21 protein-coding genes are annotated in these 22,887 nt (G+C 71.8%); 12 read left to right on the plus strand and 9 right to left on the minus strand.

Features of this window, described 5'->3' with window-relative positions; translation table 11 throughout:
• The first annotated feature begins 85 nt into the window (after positions 1-85).
• Complete coding sequence (locus ACGF3A_RS39010) at positions 86-325, plus strand: DUF397 domain-containing protein (RefSeq protein WP_393735293.1); 240 nt, start codon at positions 86-88, stop codon at positions 323-325.
• Between the two features lie 163 nt (positions 326-488).
• Positions 489-1,391, plus strand: a complete 903-nt coding sequence (locus ACGF3A_RS39015; RefSeq protein ID WP_393735294.1) for a helix-turn-helix domain-containing protein — start codon at positions 489-491, stop codon at positions 1,389-1,391.
• A gap of 33 nt (positions 1,392-1,424) precedes the next feature.
• On the opposite strand, the gene ACGF3A_RS39020 is transcribed toward ACGF3A_RS39015, so the two are convergent.
• Entirely contained in the window at positions 1,425-2,243 is an 819-nt protein-coding gene (locus ACGF3A_RS39020; RefSeq protein ID WP_393735295.1) for an SAM-dependent methyltransferase, read from the minus strand.
• 172 nt (positions 2,244-2,415) lie between these two features.
• On the minus strand, positions 2,416-2,850 hold the full coding sequence (locus ACGF3A_RS39025; RefSeq protein WP_393735296.1) for an ATP-binding protein: 435 nt from the start codon (positions 2,848-2,850) through the stop codon (positions 2,416-2,418).
• 227 nt (positions 2,851-3,077) lie between these two features.
• Here ACGF3A_RS39025 and ACGF3A_RS39030 point away from each other — a divergent pair, with 227 nt between their 5' ends.
• The 7 genes from ACGF3A_RS39030 (at position 3,078) to ACGF3A_RS39060 (ending at position 10,712) form a co-directional block, all read left to right on the plus strand.
• Positions 3,078-3,935: a helix-turn-helix domain-containing protein gene (locus ACGF3A_RS39030; protein ID WP_393735297.1), complete on the plus strand. Its 858-nt coding sequence runs from the start codon at positions 3,078-3,080 to the stop codon at positions 3,933-3,935.
• Between the two features lie 4 nt (positions 3,936-3,939).
• Positions 3,940-4,194, plus strand: a complete 255-nt coding sequence (locus tag ACGF3A_RS39035) for a DUF397 domain-containing protein (protein WP_393735298.1) — start codon at positions 3,940-3,942, stop codon at positions 4,192-4,194.
• Positions 4,195-4,243: 49 nt separating this feature from the next.
• A complete protein-coding gene (locus ACGF3A_RS39040) occupies positions 4,244-5,068 on the plus strand; it encodes an SAM-dependent methyltransferase (RefSeq protein WP_393735299.1) in 825 nt (274 codons plus the stop codon).
• A 34-nt stretch (positions 5,069-5,102) separates the two neighbouring features.
• Complete coding sequence (locus tag ACGF3A_RS39045) at positions 5,103-5,924, plus strand: SAM-dependent methyltransferase (protein ID WP_393735300.1); 822 nt, start codon at positions 5,103-5,105, stop codon at positions 5,922-5,924.
• A gap of 179 nt (positions 5,925-6,103) precedes the next feature.
• The gene (locus tag ACGF3A_RS39050) at positions 6,104-8,290 is read left to right on the plus strand and encodes a hypothetical protein (protein WP_393735301.1); all 2,187 of its coding nucleotides are present in this window, start codon (positions 6,104-6,106) and stop codon (positions 8,288-8,290) included.
• Positions 8,291-8,320: 30 nt separating this feature from the next.
• Positions 8,321-8,824, plus strand: a complete 504-nt coding sequence (locus ACGF3A_RS39055; RefSeq protein ID WP_393735302.1) for a hypothetical protein — start codon at positions 8,321-8,323, stop codon at positions 8,822-8,824.
• Positions 8,825-8,900: 76 nt separating this feature from the next.
• Positions 8,901-10,712, plus strand: coding sequence for an acyl-CoA dehydrogenase (locus tag ACGF3A_RS39060; protein WP_393735303.1), 1,812 nt, complete (start codon positions 8,901-8,903; stop codon positions 10,710-10,712).
• Between the two features lie 8 nt (positions 10,713-10,720).
• On the opposite strand, the gene ACGF3A_RS39065 is transcribed toward ACGF3A_RS39060, so the two are convergent.
• Both ACGF3A_RS39065 and ACGF3A_RS39070 read right to left on the minus strand, forming a co-directional pair.
• On the minus strand, positions 10,721-12,139 hold the full coding sequence (locus ACGF3A_RS39065; protein ID WP_393735304.1) for an LCP family protein: 1,419 nt from the start codon (positions 12,137-12,139) through the stop codon (positions 10,721-10,723).
• A gap of 110 nt (positions 12,140-12,249) precedes the next feature.
• Complete coding sequence (locus ACGF3A_RS39070) at positions 12,250-13,800, minus strand: FAD-dependent oxidoreductase (protein ID WP_393735305.1); 1,551 nt, start codon at positions 13,798-13,800, stop codon at positions 12,250-12,252.
• Between the two features lie 277 nt (positions 13,801-14,077).
• Between ACGF3A_RS39070 and ACGF3A_RS39075 the strand changes: the two genes are divergently transcribed.
• Together ACGF3A_RS39075 and ACGF3A_RS39080 are read left to right on the plus strand one after the other, a co-directional pair.
• Positions 14,078-14,869, plus strand: a complete 792-nt coding sequence (locus tag ACGF3A_RS39075; protein WP_393735306.1) for a DUF6227 family protein — start codon at positions 14,078-14,080, stop codon at positions 14,867-14,869.
• A gap of 107 nt (positions 14,870-14,976) precedes the next feature.
• The gene (locus ACGF3A_RS39080; protein ID WP_393735307.1) at positions 14,977-16,227 is read left to right on the plus strand and encodes a transglycosylase family protein; all 1,251 of its coding nucleotides are present in this window, start codon (positions 14,977-14,979) and stop codon (positions 16,225-16,227) included.
• Here the strand turns inward: ACGF3A_RS39080 and ACGF3A_RS39085 are convergent.
• The 5 genes from ACGF3A_RS39085 to ACGF3A_RS39105 all read right to left on the minus strand — a co-directional run bounded on the left by ACGF3A_RS39085 (position 16,184) and on the right by ACGF3A_RS39105 (position 21,713).
• On the minus strand, positions 16,184-16,909 hold the full coding sequence (locus ACGF3A_RS39085; protein WP_393735308.1) for an ABC transporter ATP-binding protein: 726 nt from the start codon (positions 16,907-16,909) through the stop codon (positions 16,184-16,186). The two genes, ACGF3A_RS39080 and ACGF3A_RS39085, sit on opposite strands and share 44 nt — an antisense overlap.
• Entirely contained in the window at positions 16,906-17,946 is a 1,041-nt protein-coding gene (locus ACGF3A_RS39090; protein WP_393735399.1) for an ABC transporter ATP-binding protein, read from the minus strand. The genes ACGF3A_RS39085 and ACGF3A_RS39090 overlap by 4 nt, the downstream gene beginning before the upstream one ends.
• Positions 17,947-18,247: 301 nt before the next feature.
• Complete coding sequence (locus ACGF3A_RS39095) at positions 18,248-19,072, minus strand: ABC transporter permease (protein ID WP_393735309.1); 825 nt, start codon at positions 19,070-19,072, stop codon at positions 18,248-18,250.
• The gene (locus ACGF3A_RS39100; RefSeq protein WP_393735400.1) at positions 19,069-20,028 is read right to left on the minus strand and encodes an ABC transporter permease; all 960 of its coding nucleotides are present in this window, start codon (positions 20,026-20,028) and stop codon (positions 19,069-19,071) included. Before ACGF3A_RS39100 ends, ACGF3A_RS39095 begins: the two co-directional genes overlap by 4 nt.
• 89 nt (positions 20,029-20,117) lie before the next feature.
• Complete coding sequence (locus ACGF3A_RS39105; RefSeq protein WP_393735310.1) at positions 20,118-21,713, minus strand: ABC transporter substrate-binding protein; 1,596 nt, start codon at positions 21,711-21,713, stop codon at positions 20,118-20,120.
• 303 nt (positions 21,714-22,016) lie between these two features.
• Here ACGF3A_RS39105 and ACGF3A_RS39110 point away from each other — a divergent pair, with 303 nt between their 5' ends.
• Positions 22,017-22,838, plus strand: coding sequence for an SAM-dependent methyltransferase (locus ACGF3A_RS39110; protein WP_393735311.1), 822 nt, complete (start codon positions 22,017-22,019; stop codon positions 22,836-22,838).
• Positions 22,839-22,887: the final 49 nt, after the last annotated feature.

Raw genomic sequence — 22,887 nt, forward strand, 5'->3', positions numbered from 1 at the left:
ACATCTGCAAGAACGACGACCTGTGAGACGCTTCCAGCGTCCGAACCGCCAACGGGGGACGCAAGTGAGCGAGGGAGAGGCGTATATGCAGATCGAGAACGGCATCGAGGCCACCCGGATCGAAGACGCTGTCTGGCGCAAGAGCCGCCGGAGCAACCCGAACGGCAACTGCGTGGAGCTGGCCGGCCTGCCCGGCAAGGGGGTCGCTGTCCGCAACTCCCGTTTCCCGTCCGGCCCTGCGTTGATCTACACACCCGCGGAGATCGCCGCCTTCATCCAGGGCGCCAAGGACGGCGACTTCGACGACCTCCTCGTGGAGGACTGACCAGAAGGACGCCGGAAGGACCCCTGCGTCCGCGTCACGTGTCCCTGCCACATGTCACTGACAAGTGGCAGGGACACGGGCAACCAGCATGCCTGTACGGCGCGTTGGCGGAGTGGGACACTGAGCGTCCAAGCCGTCACTCAGGGGAGCAAGGACAGGCGTGATGTCAGCAGAGCCCGCAGGGGGAACGTCGGTCAGGCGGATCCTCGACCACCCGCGCGGTGGTCCGACGATCCTGCGTATCGTGCTCGGCACGCAGCTGCGCCGTCTCCGCGAGGAGCACGGCATCTCCCGGGAGGCCGCGGGCGACGCGATCCGCGGCTCGCACGCGAAGATCAGCCGCCTGGAGCTCGGCAGGGTCGGCTGCAAGGTGCGGGACGTCGAGGACCTGCTGACGCTCTACGGGATCACGGGCACCGAGGAGCGCGAGGAGTATCTCGTGCTCGCCCGCCAGGCGGGCAGCCCCGGCTGGTGGCAGAAGTACAGCGACGTGATGTCGCCCTGGTTCGACCGCCTGATCGGCCTGGAAGAGGCCGCGTCGGTCATCCGGATGTACGAGGTGCAGTTCGTGCCCGGCCTCCTCCAGACCCGGGACTACGCCCGCGCGGTGATCCGCCTCGGCCACCCCAAGGCCGACACGCGCGAGGTCGAGCGCCGCGTCGGGCTGCGCATGGACCGGCAGGCGATCCTGGACCAGCCGCACACGCCCCGGCTGTGGGCGGTGGTCGACGAGGCGGCGCTGCGCAGGCCCCTCGGGAGCCGCGAGGTCATGCGCGAGCAGATCGAGTTCCTGCTGAAGGCCACCCAGCAGCCCCACATCACGCTCCAGGTCGCCCCGTTCCGCATCGGCGGACTGGCGGCAGCGGGCGGGCCCGTGACGATACTGCGCTTCCTGGAGCCCGACCTGCCCGACATCGTCTATCTGGAGCAGCTGACCTCCTCGCTCTATCTGGAGAAGCGCGAGGAGGTGGAGAGCTACATGGTGGTGATGGACCGGCTGTGCGCCACGGCCGAACCGCCCTCCAGAACCACCGCTTTCCTGGAAAGGCTGCTGGAGGAGTACTGAGCGCCGCGGGCTCCCCCGCGGCGCCCTACGGGCCTACGGCTTGCGGGCCACCCCGCCGAACTCGTACCACTCGTCGGTGAGCTGGCGCGGGCCCAGGTCCGAGTCGGGCCGCCAGTCGTTGATCTCTCCGAGGCCGGGGTCGAGGATCTCCAGCCCGTCGAAGTACCGCTCGACCTCGTGCGCCTGGCGGACCCGGCCCCAGTTGCCGTGGGTGCTGCGGTCCATGAAGTCGGTGACGAAGTCGCGGGTGGCCTTGTCCTCGCTCACCAGCTGGTTGATCACCAGGAAGCTGCCCGAGGGCAGCCGCTCGGTCACGCGCCGCACCAGCGCCGCGGGGTCCGAGGAGTCCGGGATGCAGTGCATCACCGAGACGAAGAGCGCGGCCACGGGCCGGTCCAGGTCGATCAGCCGGCGCACCTCGGGGTGGTCGAAGATCGCGTCGGTCTCGCGCATGTCGGCCTGGATCACCGACGTGAAGTCGTTCTCCTGGAGGAGGGCGCGGCCGTGGGCCAGCACGATGGGGTCGTTGTCGACGTAGACCACACGGGAGGCGGGGTCCACGCGCTGGGAGACCTGGTGGACGTTGTCCTGCGTGGGGAGGCCGGAGCCGTGGTCGAGGAACTGCCGGATCCCGTAGTCCTGGGCGAGGATGCGCACGACACGCTGGAGGAAGCGCCGGTTGTTGATCGCGAGCGGCTTGGTGCTGGGCACGACCTTGTCGAGCTCGGAGACGGCGTCCCGGTCCACGGCGTAGTTGTCCTTGCCGCCGAGATAGTGGTCGTACATCCGGGCCACGCTCGGGGTGGTGACGTCCACGCCGAACTCGTCGATTCCGGATTCCTCTTCCCGCATGCGCCTCACCCGTGTCCCCGCGTCCGATTCCGCTTCCGTGTTCGTGCCGTCACGCGGAAGCATCCCACGCAGAGTACGTCAGTGGCCACGGCAAGTGCCCCTGGAACAGGGGAAATCGGGGTGCGGCGGGTCCGAGCCGTGGGGCCGGTACGGCCCCGGCGCGGGCGGACGGTCAGTGCGGGCCCAGCTCGGCCCAGACCACACGTCCGCGCCGGGGGTGGTCCCCCGCGGAAACCCCCCATCTCTCCGCGAGGGCGCTGACAAGCTGCAGCCCGCGGCCGTTGACCTCGTCGTCGGTGGCGTCCCGGAGCTTCGGAGAACAGCGCTCCGTGCCCTCGTCGGTCACCTCTATACGCAGGCGCTGGCCGCTGAGCTGGAGGCTGCAACTTATCTGGCCACTGTCGGTGTGCAGTACGGCGTTGGTGAAGAACTCGGAGATCACGAGCTGCGCGGTGTGCCCCAGGTCCTCCGGGAAGCCCCAGCGGCGCAGGTGCGCGTGGACCCGCGCGCGGGCGCGGGACACGGAGGACGTGTGCGCGGGAAGCTCGAAACCTTCCTCGCGCACGGCATGGGCCATTTCGACCTGCTGCGGCAAGGAGAGCTTCACGTCGGGACGCGAGGGGGCCACGAGCGATGCCTTCCGTCTACCTGTGGAGGGTGCCGCAGCCCACATGAGCTGGGTCACGCTGTTCACTATGCTCCGCATCCTTCACAGATGGCAAGAGGAGTTCTGCAATTCGCAGAATCGCATCGGCAGTATGGCTGCTGCACCTCGTGCCATGGCACACTGCTGACGCGTCAGGTCCGCTGGGGAGGCAGTCGAGGGAGGCACACGTGGCTGAGTTGCGGTCCGCGCCGACCGTGGGGCAGATAGTCCTCGGACTGCGTCTGAGGGACCTGCGGGAGAGCGCGGGAGTTTCCTTCAGCGACGCGGCGTACGCACTGAGTGTCAACACGACCACGGTGCGCCGCATGGAGAAGGCCGAGGTGGGTCTCAAGCCTCCCTACGTGGAGAAGCTGCTGCGGATCTACGGGCTCACGGACGAGGAGATCACCTCGTTCCTGTCCCTCGTGGACGAGGCGAACCAGCCCGGCTGGTGGCACAGCTTCCGCGACGTCCTGCCCGCCTGGTTCAGCCTCTACGTGAGCCTGGAGGGCGAGGCCAGCCTGATCCGCGCGTACGAGCCGCACTGCGTCCCCGGTCTGCTCCAGACGGAGGACTACGCGCGCGCCCTGCTGCGCACCGGCTTCCCGCACGCCTCCGACGAGGAGATGGACCGCCGGGTGGCCCTGCGCACGGGGCGGCAGCGGCTGCTCGACGGGCCCAAGGCCCCCACCCTGTGGGCCGTGCTCGACGAGCAGGTGCTGCGCCGGCACGTGGGATCGCCGCAGGTGATGCGCGAGCAGATCGACCATCTGATCGCGCTGGTCGCGAGGCCGAACGTCACCCTCCAGATCATCCCGTTCACCGCCGGTCCACACCCCGGGATGTTCGGACCTTTCCAGCTCTTCCGTTTCGACATCCCGGAGCTCCCGGACATCGTCTATACGGAGGGGCTCACCGGTGCGACCTATCTGGACCAGCGTCCGGACACGGCCGTCTACCTGGAGGTCCTGGACCGCATGGGCGCGCAGGCCGCGCCAGTACCACACACCGAGGCCCTCCTCGGTGAGATCCGCAAGGAGTTCTGATCACATGGATCACACGGGCCAGACGGGCCATATATACAACGGCATGCCCGCCAAGGACCTCGGTTCCGAGGGCTGGCACAAGCCGTGGAGCGGCACCAACGGGGGAAGCTGCGTCGAAGCGATGAAGCTCGTCGACGGCCGTGTCGCGCTCCGCCAGTCGACCGACCCGGACGGCCCGGCGCTGATCTACACCACGCACGAGATCGAGAAGTTCATTCAGGGCGCCAAGCAGGGCGAGGCGGACTTCCTCCTCGCCTGACCCCCCCACCGGTACGGACCTGACCACCCCACCCGGAACGGAGACTCGGATGGCCGGATACGGCAACGCACCGATGATCGACACGACCAAGCCGCACTCGGCTCGTATGTACGACTACTACCTCGGCGGCAAGACCCACTACGAGGTCGACGTCCAGGCCGCCGAGGCCGTGGTCGCCAAGGTCCCCTTCGCGGGGGCCATGGCCCGCGCCAACCGGGACTTCATGATCCGTTCCACCCGCTGGCTCGCCTCCGAGCGGGGCGTGCGGCAGTTCCTCGACATCGGCACGGGGATCCCCACCGAGCCCAACCTGCACCAGATAGCCCAGGGCGTCTCCCCGGAGTGCCGGGTCGTGTACACCGACAACGACCCGATCGTCCTCCAGTACGCCCAGGCGCTCCTGCACAGCGCCCCGCAGGGCCGTACGGCGTACGTCCAGGCGGACGCGACCGACACGGAGGCGATCCTCGACTCCGACGAGCTCTACAGCACGCTCGACCTGAACCGTCCGGTGGCGCTCTCCGTCAACGCGCTCTTCCACTTCGTCCCGGACGACCAGAATCCGTACGACATCCTCGACGCGCTCGTCAGCCAGCTGGCCCCGGGCAGCTTCCTCTGCCTGACGCACGCCACCTCGGAGGTGAACGACCCGGCGCTGGCGGCGCTCGGCAGGGAGGTCGAGGAGATCTACGCCCAGGGCGGCACGCCGCTGCGGCTGCGCACCTCCGCCGAGGTCGCCCGGTTCTTCCGGGGACTGGAGCTCATCGACCCGGGCATCACCATGGCGCACATGTGGCGGCCCGATCCCTCGATGCCGTCCGAGCTGAAGGAGAACGAGCCGAGCATGTACGCCGGCGTGGCACGTAAGCCCTGATCACCCGGATTCCCCGGAAGGCGGAGTGAGCCCCATGGCGGGACAGCGCGACGTGCCACGGATCGACACGAGCAAGCCCCATGCGGCTCGCATGTACGACTACTACCTCGGCGGCAAGACCCACTACGAGGCCGATGTACGGGCCGCCGAGGCCGTGGTCGCCGCGCTGCCGCAGATCGTCCCGGCGGCGCACGCCAACCGGGACTTCATGCACCGGGCCACCCGGGTGCTCGCCGCCGAGCACGGCGTGCGGCAGTTCCTGGACATCGGCTCCGGCATCCCGACCGAGCCCAATCTCCACCAGACGGCCCAGGGCGTGGCGCCGGAGTGCCGGGTCGTCTACACCGACAACGACCCCATCGTCCTGCAGTACGCCCGCGCCCTCCTGCACAGCGCCCCGCAGGGCCGCACGGCGTATCTGCACGGGGACGTCACCGAGCCGGAGGCGATCCTCGCCTCCGGGGAGCTGCGGGGCACGCTCGACCTGGACCGCCCCGTCGCCCTGTCGGTGAACGCGCTGCTGCACTTCGTGCCCGACGAGCGGCGTCCGTACGAGATCGTGCGGACGCTGCTCGACGCGCTCGCGCCGGGCAGCTTCCTCTGCCTCACGCACGGGATCGCCGACATCCCGGACGACGAACTGTCGGACAGGGCGGACGACGTGATCGGCATCTACCAGCGGGGCGGCACCGCCTTCGTGCCCCGTACGAAGGCGCAAGTGGCCCGGTTCTTCGAGGGGTTGGAGCTGCTCGACCCCGGGCTGACCATGGCGCATCTCTGGCGCCCGGGGCCGGAGGGGCCCGGGCTCCCCGAGGACGCGCTGACGCTGCACACGGCGGTGGCGCGCAAGCCCTGAGCGCACTCCCGTTCGCCCTGGAAATCACCGAATCCGCGCATTGACAGGTCCTGTCGGTGCTGCGAGTTTCCAGGCACGGCACGTTCCCGGAAAGTCCTCCTGGCCGACCAGGTGCCCGGCGGCGCGCACACCGCGCCGCCACTCCACAGCGCACCCAGGCAAGCGAAGGGCACTCCGTCATGTCATCAGCCATCGAGGACCCCACGGCAGGGGTGAACAGCAGCACCGAACCCGCCCTCTCCACCACGTCGCCCGTCTCCTCCGGCGTCTCCGCCACCGCGTACGCCGACGCCGTCCCGGCCGCCGAGGAGGGCGTCCGCACCGACGAGGCCCCGCAGCCCACCGAGGCCCCGCTCAGCGGCTTCCACCCGCTCCAGGGCCGCTACCGCAACGGCGGCGGCACCCAGCTCGAACTCCGCGTCGACGTCGACGGGCGGCGCCCGCTCAACAGGCTGAGCGCCGACTTCTTCACCACCACCGGCTCGACGATCGGCTACTACGGCTCGTTCGTGGTGAACACCGTCTCCGTGACCCGCACGGCGACGGAGGCCGTGATCCGGGGCCTGGGCACGTTCACCTGGAGCGCGAGCTACCCGGTCGTCCAGGTGACGATCCCGCTGCGTACGGTCGCCCAGCCGCGCGGCGCGGCCACCGTGCAGTTCCTCCGCACCGACGGCACGAAGGGCGCGAGCTACCTCTGCCCGTTCACGTCCCCGTACTTCCGCACCGTGCAGTGGGAACAGGACTCGGTCGCGGGCAAGGTCCCGTTCGTCTCGTACAACACCGGCTCGCTGCCGCAGCCGCCCGGGAGCCCGGCGCGGGTGCTGACGGTGCCCGCCGCGTTCGCGGAGGCCGGGATCCAGATGCTGAGCACCGGCGCGGCCAACGTGCTGGCGGACAGCTCGAACGGCTGGACGGACGGCGAGCTGCACGGCGCCATGCAGGCCAACTTCAGCCGCTGGCGCAACGCCCCGCAGTGGCTGGTGTGGCTCCTCGTCGCGAGCAAGTACGAGGGGCTGTCCGGGGTGCGCGGCATCATGTTCGACGCCCAGGACGCCTTCCAGCGGCAGGGCTGCGCGGTCTTCTACGACCTCATCCAGGGCACCGACCCGGCCCGCCAGCGCGCGCAGTTGCGCACGTACGTGCACGAGCTGGGCCACTCCTTCAACCTGCTGCACTCCTGGCAGAAGAACCTGGCCACCCCGCCCGCGCCGCTGGGTCCCAACCAGGGCTTCGGAGACCTGTCCTGGATGAACTACCCGCAGAACTACGACCCGGGCGGCGGCGCCCCCACGGGCGAGACGGCCTACTGGGCGGGGTTCCCCTTCCAGTTCACGGCCAACGAGCTGCTGCACCTGCGGCACGGCTACTACAAGAACGTGGTCATGGGGGCCAACGCCTTCGGCAGGGGCGCCGCCGAGCTGGACGCCGAGGCGTTCGACGAGCCGCTCCTCGACCAGTCCGGGCTGCGGCTGGAGCTGCGCGGCAAGCGGGCGTACGAGTTCGGCGAGCCGCTGGTGGTCGAGCTGAAGCTCGCGACGACCGACCTGCGCGGCCGCAGTACGCACGGCTATCTGCACCCGAACAACGACCTGGTGAGCCTCGCCATCCGGCAGCCGTCCGGGCGTACGGTCCTCTTCCGTCCGCTGCTGCGGCGCTGCGTGGACGAGGAGCGCACCCAGACCCTCGACGCCGCGCGCCCCGCCCTCTACACGAGCGCGTACATCGGCTACGGCCAGCAGGGGCACTACTTCCAGCAGCCCGGTACGTACGAGCTGCGCGCGGTCTATCTCGCGACCGACGGCTCGCGCGTGGTCTCGCCCGTGCTGCGGGTGACGGTGCGGCATCCGATGAGCCGTACGGACGAACAGGTGGGCGAGCTGATGATGGGCGAGGAGCAGGGCACGCTCTTCGCGCTGATGGGCTCCGACTCGCCCTCGCTGCGCGCCGGGAACGAGGCGCTGCAGCAGATCGTCGACCAGCACGGCAAGCACCCGTTCGCGGTGTACGCGCGGATGGTGCGGGGGCTCAACGCGGAGCACGAGTTCAAGAGCGTGACGCCCGGCAAGGAGGGCCAAGGGCTGGAGGTGCGCCCGGCCGACACGAAGGAGTCCATCCAGCAGCTGACCCCGGTGGCCGAGGCGAGCATGCAGGGCACGGGCGTCGACTCCATCACGTTGAACATGGTGATGCGCAGGCTGGCGCGCGCCGAGGCCAAGCAGGGCGACCTGGAGCAGGCCACGGCCGTGCTGGACCGGATGGCCACGCACTTCGGCGACCAGGGGCTCAACCGGCACGTCGTCGACGCGATCAAGGACCAGGCGGAGGCGGAGAAGGCCAAGCTCGCCGCCGAGTACGGCAGCTGAGGGAATCGTGACGGAGGGAGGCGGGGCCGCGTGCCCGTGTTCGTCGTGGAGCTGCGCGGCCCCGTACTCCCCCACCCCGTGGGCAGTCCGGTGCCGGTCACGGTGACGGTGCACAACACCTCGGCGCGCCGGGTGTGGGCGGCGGGCGTGCTGGACGGTTCGGAGGACCGGGTGCGCTATCCGCACTACGTGCCCTCGGTGACGTACGAGGGGCGGGCCGTCCACGCGCCCCGGCGCCCGGAGGACCCGCTCGTGGGACCGCTGCGCCCCGGGGACTTCAGGGAGCTGGAGCCCGGCGAGGCGTTCGACCCGACGGGCCCCGGCTATCTGCCGCTGACCACGTTCGGCGCCTTCGTGCCCGGGCGGCCCGGGGTGTACGAGTTCGGGCTGACGCTCTCCACGGAGAGCCCGTCGGCCGACGCGTGGCTGGGCCGCTTCGGGCAGGGCGAGGAGCGGGCGACGGTGCTGGGTCTGGTGGGGCGGGTGCCCCGCGAGACGGTGGCGGCGCGCCCACTGCGGGTGGAGGTGCGTTGACAGGTCCGGTCCCGGGGGCGGAGCATAAGCAAGCGCTTAGCCCTCTCACCGGGACCGGACGGATCGGATCACCTCCATGGCCACACCCTCGCTCCTGCTCTCCCGCCGCGATCTCGACTTCCTGCTCCACACCTGGCTGGACACCGAGTCCCTCACCCGCCGCGAGCGGTACGCGGAGCACTCCCGCGAGACCTTCGACGCCGCGCTCGACCTCAGCGAGCAGATCGCGGCCCGCCACTTCGCCCCGCACAACAAGAAGAGCGACCAGGAGGAGCCGCGGTTCGACGGCGAGCGGGTGCACATCGTGCCCGAGGCCGCCGAGGCGCTGGAGGTCTTCGCGAAGTCGGGGCTGCTCGCGGCCGCGATGGACGAGGAGTTCGGCGGGATGCGCCTGCCGCAGACCGTCGCCACGGCCTGCTTCGCCTACTTCCAGGCGGCGAACATCGCCACGGCCGCCTACCCCTTCCTCACCCTGGGCAACGCGCGCCTGCTGTGCGCCCACGGCTCGCCCGAGCAGATCGAGACCTACGTCCGCCCCATGCTGGAGGGCCGGTTCTTCGGCACCATGTGCCTCTCCGAGCCGCAGGCGGGCTCCTCGCTCGCCGACGTGACGACCAGGGCGGAGGAGCGCCCGGACGGCACGTACCGGCTCTTCGGCTCCAAGATGTGGATCTCCGGCGGCGACCACGAGCTCGCCGAGAACATCGTCCACCTGGTCCTCGCCCGCATCCCCGGCGGCCCGCCCGGGGTGAAGGGGCTCTCGCTCTTCGTCGTGCCCAAGTACCTGGTGGGCCCGGACGGTTCGCTCGGCGAGCGGAACGACGTGGTGCCAGCGGGGCTCAACCACAAGATGGGCTACCGGGGCACCGTCAACGCGCTGCTCAACTTCGGCGAGGGCTCCCGCCACACGCCGGGCGGCGAGGCGGGCGCGGTCGGCCATCTCGTGGGCGAGCCGCACCGGGGGCTCGCGTACATGTTCCACATGATGAACGGCGCCCGTATCGGCGTCGGCGCGGGCGCGATGGCCCTCGGCTACACGGGCTACCTCAAGTCCCTGGAGTACGCCCGCGAGCGCCCCCAGGGCCGCCCGCTGACCGGCGACGGCGCGAAGGACCCCGAGGCCCCCCAGGTGCCGATCGTCGAGCACGCGGACGTACGCCGGATGCTGCTGGCCCAGAAGTCGTACGTCGAGGGGGCGCTGGCCCTGCTGCTGTACTGCTCGCGGCTGGTCGACGAGCAGCTCACCGCGGAGTCGGAGGAGGAGCGGGCCCGCGCCGCGCTGCTGCTCGACGTGCTCACCCCGATCGCCAAGAGCTGGCCCTCGCAGTGGTGCCTGGCGGCGAACGACCTGGCCGTCCAGGTGCACGGCGGCTACGGCTACACCCGCGAGTACGACGTCGAGCAGCACTACCGCGACAACCGCCTCAACCCCATCCACGAGGGCACCCACGGCATCCAGGCCCTCGACCTGCTGGGCCGCAAGGCGGTCCAGGACGGCGGCGCCGGGCTCGCGGCGCTGGGCGAGGCGATCGGCGCGACGCTGGCCCGCGCGGAGCGCGCGGGCGGCGAGGCGGCGGCGCTCGGCGCGGAGCTGCGCGCGGCCTGGGACCGTACGACCGCCGTCACGGCGCGGCTGTGGGGCACGGGCGACCCGACGGTGGCGCTCGCGAACGCCTCGGCGTATCTGGAGGCGGTCGGCCATGTGGTGGTGGCCTGGCACTGGCTCGGCCAGTTTCTCGCTGCGGACGGTGACGACGCCTTCCACAAGGGCAAGCGCCAGGCGGCCCGCTACTTCTTCCGGTACGAACTGCCCCGGACCGGTCCCCAGTTCGCCCTGCTGGAGTCGCTGGACACCACCGTGCTGGAGACCGGTCCGGACTGGCTCTAGCGGGCGCGCTAGCGCGGGCCGTGGCCGCCCGTCGGGTCGCAGGCAAGGGCCTCGGCGGTCGCGGGGGCGCCCTCGACGCTGCTGCGGTCGTGGACGATCCGCGCCAGCCGGGTGCGCGCGGTCCCCGGCCGGACCGTCAGGGTCCGCGCGTGGCCGACCTCGGGGAGCGCCTTGGCGCGCGGCAGCGCGGTGGCCAGCACCTCGGCCTCGCGGTCGTAGCCGGGCGCGTAGGTGATGGTGGTGCCCTTCGCGTCCTTCGCCGCTGCCGGGCCGACTCCGCCGCCCGTCCCGTCCAGGACGTCGAAGCCGTTGCGGCGCAGCGCGTTCCGTACGCGGAGGCTCGCCTCGTCCGTGCCCTCGACCCGTACGGGGATCAGGTTGGGCTCCATCGCGACGGGGCGGACGCCGTGCGGCGGGCGCAGCCGGGGCTCGTTCCGGAGCGGGCGGTCCTCGCGCAGGGCGCGGAACATGGCGCGGGCGCGCGGCTCGTCCCAGGTGAGCGTCGAGCCCCAGGTCGGCACCCGGTGGTCGAACCCGTCGATGGGCACGGTCGCGAACTCCGTCCGCGCGGGGCTCAGCCCCCGCAGCTCCCCGGCGAGCCGCACCAGCTTCCGTGCGGTGAGCCCGTCGTCCGTACGCACCGTCTCCCGGAACGCGCGGGCCGTGCGCAGGAGCGCGACGGGGTCCCCGGCCGCCTCGCCGCCGGTCAGCCGCTGGAGGATCCCGGCGACGAGCTGCTGCTGACGGCGGACGCGGCCGAGGTCGCCGGGCGGGGTGACGTGCCGGGCGCGGGCGTAGCGCAGGGCCTCCCGTCCGGCGAGGTCGTGCTTCCCCTCCGTGATGTCGAGCCCGGCGTTCTCGTCCCAGAGGGCCTTACGGGTGCAGATCCTGGCGCCGCCGAGGGTGTCCACGGTCTTCACGAAGTCGGCGAAGTCGGTCTCGGCGTAGTGGTCGACGCGCAGCCCGGTCGCCTGTTCGACGGTACGGACGGTGAGCGCAGGGCCGCCGTGTTGATGGGCCGCGTTGATCTTCCCCTGGTGGGAGGTCAGCGGCTTGTCGCCGTCCTTGTGCGGCGCGAAGCGGACGTAGGAGTCCCGGGGCAGGCTCACGAAGCTGACGCGGCGCCGGTCGGCGGAGACGTGCATCAGCATCATCACGTCCGTGCAGTCGCACGCCTTGCCGTTCACGTGGAGGCGGTCGCGCGTCTCGGGGGTGAGGCCCGCGCGCGAGTCGAGGCCCACGAAGAGGATGTTGAGCGCCTTCGCGCGCCCGGCGTCGCGCTCGGCCGCGGCCCCCTGCTGCGCGCCGTGCGGCGCGACGCCGCAGGAGAGGAGGGCGCAGGCGGTCCCGGCGAGGGCCAGCCCGCGCAGTCGCCGGGCGCGGGGGCGGACCCGTGGGTCCCGGAAGAGTGCGTGCATGGCGTGCATGGAGTACACCTCCGCGATGAGCGGACTAAATGATTCCGAATGCTAGGCACGCCTCTCCCCCGCAGCTCCGCGACGCCCGGCCCCCGCCGCCCCGCTACCACCCGGCCGGATCAACCGATGTCGTCGCGCGGCTCCAGCGGCCGGGTCGCCGGGCCCTGGATCACCTCGCCGTCGATGCCGAAGCGCGAGCCGTGGCAGGGGCACTCCCAGGCGCCCTCGGCGTCGTTGAACCGGACCAGGCAGCCCAGGTGCGTACAGCGCGGCGAGAGCGCGCGCAGCTCGCCCTCCGCCGTCCGGTGCACGGCGCAGCGCCGCCCCTGGATCCGAACGATCGCGCCCGTACCCGGACTGATCTCGTCCACCGAGTCGACGTACGAGGGCCGCAGCCGGTCGCCGACGAAGCGGCGGGCCACCGCGGACTGGAGCCGCAGCAGCGCGGGCGCCTCGCGCGGGCGCAGCCGCACCGGGTCGTAGAGCTTCGCCCAGGGCGGCAGCGCGTCGCCCGTGAGGTGTGCGGCCAGCAGCTGCCCGGACAGCACGCCCGAGGCCATGCCCCAGCCGCCGAAGCCGGTCGCCACATAGGTGTGCTGCGTCGCCGGGTGGAACCGCCCGATGTACGGCACCTGGTCGGTCGTCTCGTTGTCCTGCGTGGCCCAGCGGTGCACGGGGCGGGCGTCGGGGAAGCGCTCGTACGTCCACGCCGCGAGCCGCTCGTAACGGGCGCCGACCGAGCCGATGCCCGGCATGCCGGGGGTGAACTTCTCGCCGGTGACGATCAGCAGCCGCTGCCCTTCCCGGAACGGGTACGGCGCCGTCCGTACCGAGCGCGTGGCCCGCTCGGGCGTGAGATAGCCGCCGCCGGGGTCCTGGTCCTCGGGCAGCAGCGCGGCGATGACCAGTTCGCGGCGCGGCTCCAGGCGGGAGAACATCAGCGCGCGGTCGAAGACCGGGTAGTGCGTGGCCACCACCACGTCGCGGGCGCGCACCTCCGCGCCGTTCTCGGCCGTGAGCACGCACGGCTCGCCCTCGTCCAGGGCGAGCACCCGGGTGCGCTCGTGGATCGTGCCGCCGCGGCGCACGAGGTCCTCCGCGAGCGCGAGCAGGTACTTGCGCGGATGGAACTGGGCCTGCCCCTCCACCCGTACGGCCGCGCGCACCGGGAAGGGGAGGCCGGTCTCCGTCACGTACGAGGCGTCGAGGCCCGCCTCGGCGGCGGCCTGCGCCTCGGCGCGGATCTCGTCCTCGTGCCCCTCCCCCTCCACGAACGTGTAGCAGGGGACGCGCTCCAGCTCGCACTCGGCGCCCAGCCCGGCCGCGACCTCGGCCAGATGCTCGATCGCGCCCTGCTGCGAGAGCGCGTACAGCCGGGCGCACTCCGGGCCGCGCCGGTCCCGCAGCCGGGCGTAGTGGAGGCCGTGCAGCGCCGAGACCTTGGCCGTCGTGTGGCCCGTGACGCCCGCGGCGATCCGGTCGGACTCCAGTACGGTCACGCTCCGCCCCGCGCGGGCCAGCTCCCACGCCACCGAGAGCCCCGCGATGCCGCCGCCCACCACCGCGACGTCGACCACGCCGGGCCTGCTGTCGGCCGCCAGCGGCGCATAGGGCGATCCGGCGGCGGAGAGCAGCCAGTAACTCTCGTAGCCGATGGGCAGTGTGGTCATGGCCACGCCCCTTTCGCGCCGCCTCCGCCGCGCCCGCGACAGAGGGCTCAATTGTGCGCACCCACCTTGTCGTTCCCCGTGCGCCGCCGCTCACGCCCTGAAGGGCGCCTCCCGTGCAGCCCCTGTGTGCCCGCCGTGCGCTCCCCGTGTGGCCCCCATGCGCTCCCCGTGCAGAAGCCGATTCCCCGGAATCCGCCCGCGCACCGCGTTCGGGGCGCTACGGTGAGTGCCCGCGGGGATCGATCGGTTGTTGGCTGTACGCCGGGAGGGTTCCGCGATGGGCGAGGAAGTGCACCCGACGCCTGCACACCATCTCCAAGTGCTGCTCGCACGGGCCCAGAATCCGTTCGACGTCTCGGATTCCGTGCTCTCCCGCCTGGAGAGCGCCGTGATGTTCCAGACGGAGCTGTACGGATGGCGCCACCGCAGCACACCCCCGCCGACGCTGCGGTGCAGCAGCTTCCGGCATGTCTTCCTGCTGGCCGACGGCGGCAGCCTGCTGCTGTGGGAGCTGTGCTACGACACCGAGGACGGCGACGGGCGCGAGCTGTACGAGATCTACGAGTCGGAGGAGGCGCTGCGCCGTTCCGAGCGGCGCGTCCACCGCTGGATGGACGACGAGACCTTCGCACAGCTGGGCGATGACGAGCTGCTCGACGGTTTCACCGATGAGGACTTCGAGGACGAACCCCCGGCCGCCTTCCCCCTCGGCCCCGGGTGCGCCCCGGGCCACGCCGAGCGGGACTCGCCCGAGCACGCCCGCCGCCTGCTCCGCCGTGCCGAGAACCCCGACCGGCCCGGCGAGGAGACGCTGCGCCTGCTCGCCACCGCGCTGGGGCACCAGATCATGCACGTACCGAAGCCCGCGGCGCGCACCGGCGAGTGCCAGGTGTGGTGCTCGGTCTACGAGCACGTGTTCCTGCTCGCCGACGGCACCGAGATCAGCCTCTACGAGCTGGAGCACAACCTGTCCGGCACGGGCCGTCTGGTGTGCGAGGTCTACCTGGAGGAGGCGGGAGCCGACGAGGCGGCGCTCCAACGCGCCCGGGACCGGGGCATCGACCTGTAACGCAGTAACCGTATGTGACCTCTTGTGACCTGGAGAACAGCGCCTCTATCGTGGGCCCGCTCGGCAACTCTTGTCCGTGGGCCGCCAATTCAACGGAGGGACCGGCCATGTCCGCTCGTGGGCGCCACCGCCGCTACAAGCCAAGCACCGTCTCGCGCACGTCGCTCAAGGTGACCGCCGGAGGTGCGGGCATAGCCATCCCACTCGTCGGCGCGCAGGTCGCCCACGCGGCCCCGCAGGACGCGTGGGAGAAGGTGGCCGCCTGCGAGAGCAGCGGCAAGTGGAACATCAACACGGGCAACGGGTTCTACGGCGGGCTCCAGTTCACCCAGAGCACCTGGCAGGCGTACGGCGGCGGCAAGTTCGCCGGGCGCGCCGACCTGGCGACCAAGGACGAGCAGATCGCCGTCGCGGAGAAGGTCCTCGCCGGGCAGGGACCGGGCGCGTGGCCCAACTGCGGCCCCCGCGCGGGACTCACCAAGGGCAGCGCCGAGCCGGGCGCCGGGCCCCGTGTCCAGCAGGCGTCCGCGAAGCAGAAGCAGAGGAGCGCGCCGCCGAAGGACAAGGCCAAGGACGAGAAGGCCGAACGCGCCAAGGAGGAGCGGAAGAAGAAGCAGACCACGTACGAAGTGGTCGGCGGCGACACCCTGTTCTCCATCGCGGACGGCCAGTCGGTCGACGGCGGCTGGCGGGGCCTGTACGAGCGGAACCGCTCCACCATCGGCAAGGACCCCGACCTGATCCTCCCCGGCCAGGAGCTGCGCCTCACGGGCGCGCCGCAGAAGGCGAAGGCGGAGCCGCAGCGGAAACCGGAACGGAAGCCGGAGCCGAAGCCGGAGCCGAAGCCGGAGCGCAAGGCCGAGGCCAAGCCGAAGCCCCAGGCCAAACCGCAGGCGAAGCCCAAGCAGCAGCCGCAGAAGCAGCGGCAGCAGGCCAAGGCGAAGCCCTCGTCGTCCGTCACCGCGCCCGTCAGCGGCGTCAGCCCCGGCACGGCGTACCGCGCCTCCGGCGGAAGCTGGTCCTCCGGCTACCACACGGGCGTCGACTTCCCCGTGAGCACGGGAACGACCGTCAAGGCCGTGGCCAAGGCGAAGGTCGTCTCGGCGGGCTGGGCCGACGCGTACGGGTACCAGGTGATCCTTCGGCACAGCGACGGCAAGTACAGCCAGTACGCGCACCTGTCGGCGATCTCCGTACGGTCGGGGCAGTCCGTCGACCCGGGCCAGCGCATAGGGCGTTCGGGCGCGACGGGCAACGCGACAGGCCCGCACCTGCACTTCGAGGTCCGTACGGGCCCGGGCTACGGGACCGACATCAACCCGCTGGCGTACCTGCGGGAGCGGGGCGCGAAGGTGTGACCGCGTCCGTGAGCCCCGTGGCGTAGTCGACCGTACGGTCACACCAGCGCTCCAGCAGGACGCGGTCGTGGCCGACGGCGAGGAGCGCGGCGCCGCTGTCCGCGCGGTACGCCTCGACGACCGCGACCAGTGCCGCCGTGGTCGAGGCGTCGAGCATGGCCGTCATCTCGTCGCACACCAGCACGCGTGGCCGCAGGGCGAGGGCGCGCGCCACGCAGGCCCGCTGGAGCTGCCCGTCGCTCACCTCGTGGGGACGGCGGGCGAGGAGGTCGGGGCCGAGCCCGACCCGTTCGGCGAGCTCCTCGGCGCGCGCGGCGGCCTCGGCGCCCCGCCCCGTGGCGCGCAGGGGCTCCGCGACGAGCGCCGCCAGCGTCAGCCGGGGGTCGGCGGCGAGCCGCGGCTGCTGGAAGACCACGCCCACGGCGGTGCGCTGGGCGCGCGGGGCGCGGTGCCGCCAGCCGCGCGCCTCCTCGCCGCCGATCAGCACGGTGCCCGCGTCCGGGCGGTGCAGCAGGGCCGCGACCCGGGCGAGCGTCGACTTGCCGCAGCCGCTCGGCCCCAGCAGCCCGACGGCCTCCCCCTCGGCGAGCGCGAGCGAGGCGTCGCGCAGCACGGGGGCGCGCCGGTCGTACCCGGCGGTGACGTGGCGCAGCTCCAGCGCGGGCGGCACGGTGGCCGTCATGACCGGCTCCCTTCGGACTCGGGCTCGGGCTCGGGGACGACGGGATGGTGACAGGCCGCGCCCTCGTCGAACGGCGGCAGGACCGCGCACGCCTCGCTCGCCCGGGGACAGCGCGGCGCGAAGGCGCAGCCCTCCGGCAGGGCGCCCAGCTCGGGCGGCATCCCGGGAACGGGCGTGAACGCGCGCTCGGGCAGCGCGTCGAGCAGGCCGCGCGCGTACGGGTGCCGGGGGCCCGGCGTGCCGAAGAAGCGGTCGGCGGCGGAGAGTTCGACGACGCGTCCCGCGTACATCACCGCGACCCTGTCGGCGATCCGCTCGGCCGCCGCGAGGTCGTGGGTGATGATCAGCAGCCCGCGCCCGTCGTCCGCGTGGCTGCGCAGCTCGTCCACGGTCTTGTCGACCAGGTCGCGGTCGAGCCCGGTGGTCGGCTCGTCCGCGAGCAGCAGCGGTGCATCCCCGACCAGCGCGAGCGCCGTCGCGGCGCGCTGCGCCAGACCGCCGGACAGCTCGTGCGGGTACCTGTCCAGGTGGTCGGCGGGGAAGGAGGCCCGCTCGGCGGCGGCCCGCGTCGCCTCCGCCAGCGCCTCTTTCCGGGCGCCGGTCAGTTCCCGCACGGTCTCCGCGAGCTGCGAGCGCACGGTGCGTACGGGCGTGAGGTGCGCGGCAGGACTCTGCGGGACGAGCCCGACCCGCCGCCCCCGCACGCTCCGCGCGAGAGTCCGCTCATCGGCGCCCAGCAGCTCCACAGGGTCCCCGCCCCCGCGCAGCAAGGCTTCGCCGCGCACGACGGCGTTCCCCGGCAGCAGCCCCAGCAGCGCGGAGGCCAGCACGGACTTCCCACACCCGCTCTCCCCCACGAGGGCGAGGCACTCACCGGGTGCGAGGTCGAAAGACACCGCCGAAACGGCAGCAACGGCACCCCCACGCCGCATCCTGAACTGAACGGAGAGATCCCGCACAGCCAACAACGGCTTCACGCCAACACCCCCGTACCCGGCATAGGCGCTGCGCTTGCCAGCCCTGCGCCTCCGGCGCAGACCTCCCAAGCGCAGGGGGTGATCGGCGCCCGCGAAGCGCGGCGCCCTCGGATCGCGCCCCGAAGCAGGCCCCGAAGGGGCCGCTTCAGGGGCGCGGGGAACTGCGCGCCAAGCCACAACGCAGGCCGCAGCCTGCGACGCACAGCAAGCGGCACCCCCCGCACAGCCCGACAACTCCGGCCCCGAAGGGACCGCCCCAGGGGCGCGGGGAACTGCGCGCCAAGCCACGGCGCGAGCCGCAGGCTGCGACGCACCGCAAGGGGCACCCCAGGCACAGCCCCGGAAATGACGGCGGCGGAACTCACAGCATCAGCTCCGATCGACGGCGGGGATTGATCCGTTCCCGCCAGACGCCGGCCAGCCCGGCGATCGCGAGGGTGGGGATGATGATGAAGAGCCCCGGGAAAAGGGTCGGCCACCAGTCGCCGGCCAGCAGGGTCCCCCGCGCGCCCTGGATCATGTTGCCGAGGCTCGCCTTGTGCGTGGGCAGTCCGAGCCCGAGAAAGGAGAGCGCGGACTCGTGCCAGATGGCGTGCGGCACCATCAGCACCGCCGCCAGTCCGGCCTGCGGCAGGACGCCGGGCAACAGATGCCGTACGGCCACGCGCCAGCGTGACGCCCCGCCGGAGATCGCCGCGTCCACATAAGGCCGGGCCCGCAGAGAGAGCACCTCGGCGCGGACGATGCGCGCGGTGGAGAGCCAGTGCGTGAGTCCGACGGAGATCACGACGGGCCAGATGCCGGGCCGGAACATCGCGACGATGAAGATCCCGAGCAGCAGGTGCGGCACGGACGAGAAGACGTCCACGACGCGCATGACGAGGCGGTCCGTACGGCCGCCCGCCCCGCCCGCCGCGGCACCCACCGCCGTACCGATGACCGTGGCGGCCAGTGCCGCGACGACGCCGACGATCAGCGAGACGCGGAGCCCGTAGACGCTGCGCAGCAGCACGTCACGGCCGACGTCGTCGGTGCCGAAGGGGTGCGCCCAGGAGGGCGGCTGGAGCTTGTTCGCCATGTCGACGGCCTGCTCGTCCAGAGGAAAGAGCAGCGGGACGAGGACGACGACGAGGACGACCAGCGCGACGAGCCCCACCGAGGCCCGGAGCTTCACGGTGGCGCTCACATCTCCTCCATCGCGACGCGGGGGTCGGCCAGCCCGTAGAGCAGGTCGGAGAGCAGGTTGCCGAGCAGCACGGCGACCGTGGCCAGCGTGGTGAGGGCCGCGAGCAGCGGGAAGTCCGTCGACGTGGCCGCCTCCACCGTCGCCGAGGCGATGCCGGGCCAGCTGAAGACCGTCTCGACGAGTAGCGCGCCGGTGATCAGCTCGGGGACCCGCGAGCCGATCAGGGTGAGCACGGGCAGCAGCCCGGAGCGCAGGGCGTGCCCGAGGAGCACGGTGCGCTCGGCGAGGCCCCGGGAGCGGGCGCCGCGCACGGCGTCCTCCTCCAGCGCGTCCCCGACGCCCTGGCGTACGTACAGCAGGAACCAGGGGATCTGGGAGATGCCGAGCACCAGCGCGGGCAGCGGCAGGTGCCGGAGCAGGGCACCGGCCGTCACCGTGTCGCTGCCGGAGTCGGTGAGTCCGCCCGCGGGCAGCACGTCGAGCTGGACCGCGAAGAACCAGATGCCGAGGAGCCCGATCCAGAACGGCGGCGCGGCCTCCAGGGCGTACGAGACGGAGGTGACGGCCCGGTCGAGGAGCCCGCCCCGGCGGCGCGCGGCGGCGACGCCGAGCGCGGTGCCGACGACGACGGCGAAGAGGAAGCCCGCGGCGCACAGCACCACCGACCAGCCGAGCCGCTCGGCGATGACCTGGGAGACAGGCTGGCGCAGCGCCGTGGAGTTCCCGAGGTCCCCGGAGAGCGCGTGGGTGACCCAGTGCCACCAGCGCTCGGGGAAGGGCCCGTCGACGCCGAGGTTGCGGCGGAGCTGCTCCAGCGTCTCCTGGGAGGCGTTGAGCCCGGCGGAGCCCGCGTACTGCTGCACGGGGTCGAAGGGGGACGCGGCGGCGACCGCGAAGACGCCGAAGGTCACGGCGGCCAGCACGGGCACGGCGGCGAGCAGTCTGCGTCCGACCAGGCGCGCCGCCGGGGCCCCGAGCCTCCTGCGGCCCGCGCGGTCCGGGTGGCCCGGACCGCCCGGGCGGCGCGCCGCGCTCGCGGCCTTCGTCACTTCTTCGGCTGCCAGTCCTGCACGTTCCACCAGGGGCCCGCGCCGATGCCGTGGTCGTGCGGCTCGGTCTGGGTGGTGAGGTCCTTCCACTTGTCGTCGATCACGTAGACGTGGTCGATGGTGGTGAGGAAGGTGTACGGCGGGTTCTTCGCCAGCTCCTTCTGGACCGTGTCGTACGCCTTGTGGCGGACCTTCTCGTCGCGGCTCTGGCGGCCCTCGTCGAGGGCCTTGTCGACGGCCCCGCTCTTGAAGAACGCCATGTTGTTCCAGCCGCTGCCGATCTGCGAGGAGTGCAGCGCCGGGTACAGGTCGAAGTCGGGGTCCGGCGGGAAGCCGTTGCCGAGCAGCATCGCGTCGTGCTTGAGCTTGGGCTGGACGACCTCGCGGCTGCCCGCCTGGACCTTGATGTCGATCCCGGCCTTCTTGGCGTCGGAGGCGTAGGCGAGGGCGTGGTCCTGGCGGAGCTTGTCGCCGGAGAAGTACCAGATCTTGAACGCGGCGCGCTCGCCGTCCTTCTCGCGGATGCCGTCCTCGCCGGGCTTCCAGCCCGCCTTGTCGAGGATCTTCTTCGCCTCGGCGAGGTCGTGCTTCCGCTCGGTGCCCTTGGCGAAGTAGGGGTGGTTGGTGGCGAGCGGCCCGTAGGCGGGCCTGCCCGCGCCGTTGAGGATGGACTTGACCATGGCCCCGCGGTCGACGGCGAGGTCGAGGGCGCGGCGGATGTCCTTGTCGCCGGTGACGGGGTTGCCGGAGGGCAGCGAGACGGCCCGGTAGTCGGCGGTCTTCGCCTGGATGACCTTCTTGGAGTCGTCGCTCTCGTACGGCTTCGCGAGGTTCGGCGGCAGGATCGCGGCGTCCAGGTCACCGGACTTGAGGCGGGTGGCGCGCACGTCGTCGTCCTCGATGACGGCGACGGTGAAGCGCTTCACGGCGGGCTTGCCGCCCCAGTAGTCCGGGTTGGCCTTGAAGCTGAGCTTCTCGCCCTTGCGCCAGCTGGAGAGGGTGTAGGGGCCGGTGCCGACGGGCTTGGTGTTGTACGAGCCGTTGTTGACGTCGCTCTTGCTCGCGACGGCCTGGGAGACGATCGGCTGCAGCGTGCGCTCGGCGAAGGCCGCGTAGGGGTACTTGAGGGTGAAGACGACCTTGTGCTTGCCCTCGGCGCGGACGCTCTTGAGGGCCGCGAAGTCGTCCTTGTAGGCGTTGTTGGTCTTCTTGTCGAGGATCGTCTCGTAGGTGAAGACCACGTCGTCGGCGGTGAACGGCTTGCCGTCACTGAACTTCACGCCCTCGCGCAGCGTGTACGTGTAGGTCTTGCCGTCCTTGCTGACCTCGGGGAGCTTCGTGGCGAGCGCGGGCTTGAGCTCCATGTCCGCGTCGTGCTTGAGGAGGCCGTCGAATATCTTCGAGTTCCCCTCGCGGCCGTAGCCGAGGAGCGGGCTGAGCGTCTCGGGCTCCTGCGCGACACCGACGGTGACCGAATCCTTCCCCCCGGAACCCCCGTCGTCGCTGCCCGGGGCGGAGCAGGCCGCCACTCCCGCCAGCGCCGCCATGGCCATCGCTGTGGCGGTCGCTGTCCGTACCTTCCGGGCCGTCATCCCTCGTGCTCCCTACTGGTGGTCGAATGCTCTTGCGAACGATTCGCAATTAAACAGCACGAGACCGGACGCCGTCACTCCGGCCCCGGAAGCCCGGGGAAGCCTCGCGGAAGCCCTGCGGAAGCCCCGCCTCCTGGCATGAGACAGGGTGCTATGCCCGGAAAGGACCGTTCCGGGTGGGCAAGATCAGGACGAGTTCACACCGGAGAACCGACGATTCCTTCCACGCGGAGTCCCGGGGTCAGTAGCCTCATGTCCCGTATCGGCAACCCCCGTAGTGCTGACCGAGCTGGAGACCCCTCGATGGAACGTCCCGCATGGGCCCCACAGGGCATCGATCTCAACGTGCCCAGTGTGTCGCGGATGTACGACTACTACCTCGGCGGCTCGCACAACTTCGAGATCGACAGGGAGGCGGCCCGGCAGGCGATCGCGGCCTGGCCCGGGCTCCCGAAGATCATGCAGACGAACCGCGCGTTCATGCGCCGCGCCATCCGGTTCGCGCTCGGCGAGGGCGTCACACAGTTCCTGGACATCGGCTCCGGCATCCCCACCTTCGGCAATGTGCACGAGGTCGCCCAGGCCGTCGACCCCGACTCCCGCGTCGTCTACGTCGACAACGACCCGGTGGCCGTCGCGCACAGCCGCGTGGTCCTGGAGGGCGACGGGAAGGCGGCGATCGTCTCCGCCGACTTCCGCTCCCCGCAGGACGTGCTGGAGAGCCCGGAGGTCGAGCGGCTCCTCGACCTCGACAAGCCGGTCGCGCTGATGCTCGTCGCCCTGCTCCACTTCGTCGAGGACAAGGACGAACCGGTCAAGACGATCGCCGAGTTCGGCCGCGCCCTGGCCCCCGGCAGCCTGCTGGTGCTCTCCCACGGCTCCCCCGAGGGCGGGCCCAAGCGCGACGGCGGCCTCGGCGTCCAGAAGGTCTACAGCCGGGCCAGCGCCCCGCTCGTCATCCGCTCCCGGGAGGGCGTCGAGCGGCTCTTCGACGGCTTCGAGCTGATCGAGCCCGGCCTCGTCCCGGTGCCCCGGTGGCGCCCCGACTCCCCGCCCGAGCTGGAGGACGCGGTCTCCTTCTGCGGCTTCGCCGGGGTGGGCCGCAAGGCGGGGTTCGCCGGGTGACCTCCGGGACGCACGGGCGCGACGAGCTCGACGACGAAGGGGGCCCGAC

Source organism: Streptomyces sp. NPDC048172 (assembly GCF_043202595.1).
Lineage (GTDB): Bacteria > Actinomycetota > Actinomycetes > Streptomycetales > Streptomycetaceae > Streptomyces.